This is a genomic window from Pseudolysinimonas sp. (assembly GCF_031389465.1).
GTDB lineage: Bacteria > Actinomycetota > Actinomycetes > Actinomycetales > Microbacteriaceae > Pseudolysinimonas_A.
Window position 1 is genome coordinate 1 of record NZ_JANMSQ010000052.1, and the last position, 4,185, is coordinate 4,185.

The 4,185-nt window shown below is 67.2% G+C and carries 4 protein-coding genes and 1 pseudogene; all 5 read left to right on the top strand.

Annotated features, from left to right (window positions below):
* A partial coding sequence (fdxA, locus tag RMO30_RS02035; RefSeq protein ID WP_309708848.1) for a ferredoxin occupies positions 1-288 on the top strand: 288 nt, incomplete at its 5' end.
* Positions 289-292: 4 nt separating this feature from the next.
* Complete coding sequence (gene dapC, locus RMO30_RS02040) at positions 293-1,387, top strand: succinyldiaminopimelate transaminase (RefSeq protein WP_309708850.1); 1,095 nt, start codon at positions 293-295, stop codon at positions 1,385-1,387.
* Between the two features lie 57 nt (positions 1,388-1,444).
* Positions 1,445-2,740: a citrate synthase gene (locus RMO30_RS02045; protein WP_309708853.1), complete on the top strand. Its 1,296-nt coding sequence runs from the start codon at positions 1,445-1,447 to the stop codon at positions 2,738-2,740.
* 81 nt (positions 2,741-2,821) lie between these two features.
* Positions 2,822-3,880 (top strand): pyruvate dehydrogenase (acetyl-transferring) E1 component subunit alpha, encoded by a 1,059-nt coding sequence (gene pdhA, locus RMO30_RS02050; protein WP_309708856.1) that lies wholly within the window; start codon positions 2,822-2,824, stop codon positions 3,878-3,880.
* Positions 3,880-4,185: pseudogene (locus tag RMO30_RS02055) on the top strand (alpha-ketoacid dehydrogenase subunit beta); the annotation flags it as partial. The gene pdhA and the pseudogene RMO30_RS02055, both read left to right, overlap by 1 nt.

The following is a 4,185-nucleotide window of genomic DNA, read 5'->3' on the forward strand; positions in this document are numbered from 1 at the left end:
GTCAAAGACCGCGCCTGCATCGACGAGTGCCCCGTCGACTGCATCTATGAGGGCGACCGGATGCTTTACATCCAGCCCGACGAGTGCGTCGACTGCGGCGCCTGCGAGCCGGTCTGCCCGGTCGAAGCCATCTACTACGAAGACGATCTGCCCGACAAGTGGTCCGACTACTACACGGCCAACGTCGAGTTCTTCGCCGAGGTCGGCTCCCCGGGAGGGGCGGCCAAGGTCGGCGTCCTGCCGGGAGATCACGCGGTCATCGCCGCGTTGCCCCCGCAGGCGCACTGAGACCGTGCCGCTCGCCCTGCCCGACTTCCCCTGGGATTCGCTGCTCCCGTACCGAGCGACGGCGGGCGCACATCCCGACGGCATCGTCGACCTCGCGATCGGTTCGCCCGTCGACCCGGTGCCCGTGCTCATCCGCGACGCTCTCGCCGCCGCCGTCGACAGCCCCGGTTACCCGCAGACCCAGGGCAGCCCCGAAGTGCGCGCCGCAATCGTCGACTGGTACGCCCGTCGAGGCGTCGAGATCGGGGTCGAGAACACCATCCCGACGATCGGGTCGAAAGAGTTCATCGCGACCCTGCCGACGCTCCTCGGGCTCGGCCCCGGCGACGTCGTCGTGTTCCCGACCGTGGCATACCCGACGTACGAGGTCGGTGCCCGGATCGCGGGCGCCGAAGTGCTGCGCTCCGACGAACCCGACGAGTGGCCGGCGAACACTCGGCTGGTGTGGCTCAACAGCCCCGGCAACCCCGACGGTCGGGTGCGCGGCCGCGAGTTCCTGCGTCGGGCCGTGGTGCGCGCCCGCGAGATCGGCGCGGTCGTCGCGAACGACGAGTGCTACACCGAGCTCAACTGGGATGGTGAGGAGCCGACCCCGTCGATCCTCGACCCCGAGGTGACGCAGGGTTCGCGCCGCCTCACCCTCGCCGTGCATTCGCTCTCGAAGCGTTCCAATCTGGCGGGCTACCGTGCCGGATTCATCGCCGGCTGCAGCGATCTCGTGGGCGAGATCCTCGAAGCACGCAAACACGCGGGCCTCATCCCGCCAGCTCCTGTCCAGCACGCGATGGCCGTCGCGCTCGGCGATGACGCCCACGTGATCGCGCAGAAGTCGCGGTACGCCGCTCGCCGCGCGCAGCTCGCTAGCGCTCTCGTCGACGCGGGCTTCCGCATCGACGAGAGCCGGGCGGGCCTGTACCTCTGGACGACGCGAGGCGACGACTGCTGGGTGACGGTGGCGGCCTTCGCTGAACTCGGCATTCTGGTGACTCCGGGCTCCTTCTACGGTGAGGCAGGCCGCGAGCACGTGCGCATCTCACTCACCGCGACCGATGAACGCGTGGCCGCGGCGGCAAGACGATTGGTGCCTTCCTCTAACTGAAGGGACACTTTCTTAGGCGTCTCAGGGATGCCCTTTCGCGGCCTCTAGGCTGTATGGGTGACCGAATCCGATGGGCCCGACACGGCCACGTTCTCCTACGGCGACACGACCGCCGAGTTCCCGATCGTCCGTGCCGTAGACGGCCGCGACAGCGTCGACGTCTCGACGTTGATGAAGGCCACCGGGCTCTCCGCCCTCGACCAAGGCTTCGTGAACACCGCCTCGACGAGGAGCGCCATCACCTACATCGATGGTGACGCCGGCATCCTGCGGTATCGCGGGTACGCGATCGAGGACCTTGCCCGAAACTCGACCTACCTCGAGACGGCGTGGCTTCTCATTTACGGCGAGTTGCCGACGCAGGGGGAGCTCGCCGAGTTCGAAGACAAGATCCGCCACCACACGCTGCTCCACGAAGATCTCAAGACGTTCTTCTCGGCGCTGCCGCACACGGCACACCCGATGTCGGTGCTCTCGTCTGCCGTGTCGGCCCTCTCGACCTATTACGAAGACTCGCTCGACCCACACAACGCCGAGATGGTCGAGATGAACACCATCCGCCTGCTGGCGAAGCTGCCGGTGATCGCCGCGTACGCGCACAAGAAGTCGCTCGGCCAGGCCTTCCTCTACCCCGACAACTCGCTGTCGTTCGTCGAGAACTTCCTCAAGCTCAACTTCGGCAATCTGGCCGAGCCGTATGAAATCAATCCCGTGTTGGTCAACGCGCTCGAGCGGCTGCTCATCCTTCACGAAGACCACGAGCAGAACGCATCCACGTCGACGGTGCGGCTCGTCGGCTCGACCGAAGCGAACATGTTTGCGTCGATCTCGGCAGGGATCAATGCGCTCTACGGCCCGCTTCACGGCGGGGCGAACGAGGCCGTGTTGACGATGCTGCGCCAGATCCACGACTCGGGCGAGAGCGTGCAGAAGTTCGTCGAACGGGTCAAGAACAAGGAAGACGGGGTGAAGCTGATGGGATTCGGGCACCGCGTCTACAAGAACTTCGACCCCCGCGCGAAGCTCGTCAAGGAGAGCGCCGACGAAGTGCTCGCCGACCTCGGCGTGAAGGACCCGCTGCTCGACATCGCGAAAGAACTCGAAGAGGCGGCGCTCGCCGACGACTACTTCATCGCGCGCAAGCTCTACCCGAACGTCGACTTCTACACCGGGGTCATCTACAAGGCGATGGGCTTCCCGGCGCGTACCTTCACCGTGCTGTTCGCGATCGGCCGGTTGCCCGGGTGGATCGCCCACTGGCGGGAGGCCGCGACCGACCCTGCGACCAAGATCGGCCGTCCGCAGCAGCTCTACGTCGGCCCTCCGGCGAGAGACTGGCCGAGCGGGCGCTGACCGTCGCGCCTCGATCGCGGCGGGCTAGGCTTTTTCGCGCGGCGCGCTGGGCGCCGCGCAGGACCACAGGGCGGGGACGACGTGTTCGTGCAGCTCCTCGATGAGCAGGGTGTGCGCATCCCGTCGCCCGACTTCGATTCCGTCGTCGCGCACCTGACCGCGGCCGATCTGTTGGGCTTCTATCGCGACATGGTCGTGGTGCGGCGGTTGGATGCTGAGGCGACGGCGTTGCAGCGGCAGGGTGAGTTGGCGTTGTGGCCGCCGCTGCTCGGGCAGGAGGCTGCTCAGATCGGGTCGGGTCGGGCGCTGCGAGCGGATGATTTCGTGTTCTCCAGCTACCGCGAGCACGCCGTCGCCTACACCCGGGGTGCAACGCCGGTGGATTTGGTGCGGGTCTGGCGGGGTACGACCGCGTCGGGGTGGGATCCCTATGCGATCGGGATGGCGACCCCACAGGTGATCATCGGTGCGCAGACGCTCCATGCGACCGGCTATGCGATGGGGATCCGCGCTGATGGTGCCGATTCGGTGGCGGTGGCGTACTTCGGTGACGGTGCGATGAGCGAGGGGGATGTCTCCGAAGCGATGGTGTTCGCGGCATCCTTCAAAGCACCGGTGATCTTCTTCTGCCAGAACAACCAGTGGGCGATCTCGGAACCGGTGACCCTGCAATCCACCGTCGAACTCGCCGACCGGGCCGGTGGTTTCGGGATTCCGGCGATCCGGGTCGACGGCAACGACGTGCTCGCCGTGCTGGCCGCAACCCGCACCGCCCTCGCCCGAGCCCGAGCTGGTGACGGGCCGACGTTCATCGAAGCCGTCACCTACCGGATGGGCCCGCACACCACCGCGGACGACCCGACCCGCTACCGCGACCCCGCCGAACTCGACACCTGGCAGGCCCGCGACCCGATCTCCCGCCTCGCCGATCACCTGCGGAGCCTCGGTGCGCTCGACGCTGCCGCCGACGAGCGGATCGCGGCCGAAGCCGACGCTGCGGCCGCCGAACTTCGATCAGGGTGCCTCGCCCTCGCCGCCCCCGAGCCCCTCGAGATCTTCGACCACGTGTACGCCGAACCGCATCCGGTGATCGAGCGGCAACGCGCCGAGTACGCCCGGTACCTCGATGGGTTCGCTTGATGACGACGACGACTCTCGGCAAAGCCCTCAACCGTGGCCTATACCGCGCCTTGGCCGACGATCCGAAGGTGGTCGTGATGGGCGAGGACGTCGGCGTGCTCGGCGGTGTATACCGCATCACCGATGGCCTCCAGGCGGAGTTCGGCGCCGACCGGGTCATCGATACCCCGCTCGCCGAGTCGGCGATCATCGGCACCGCCATCGGGCTTGCGTATCGCGGCTACCGTCCGGTCTGCGAGATCCAGTTCGACGGCTTCGTCTACCCGGCCTTCGACCAGATCGTCTCCCAGCTCGCTCGCATGCAC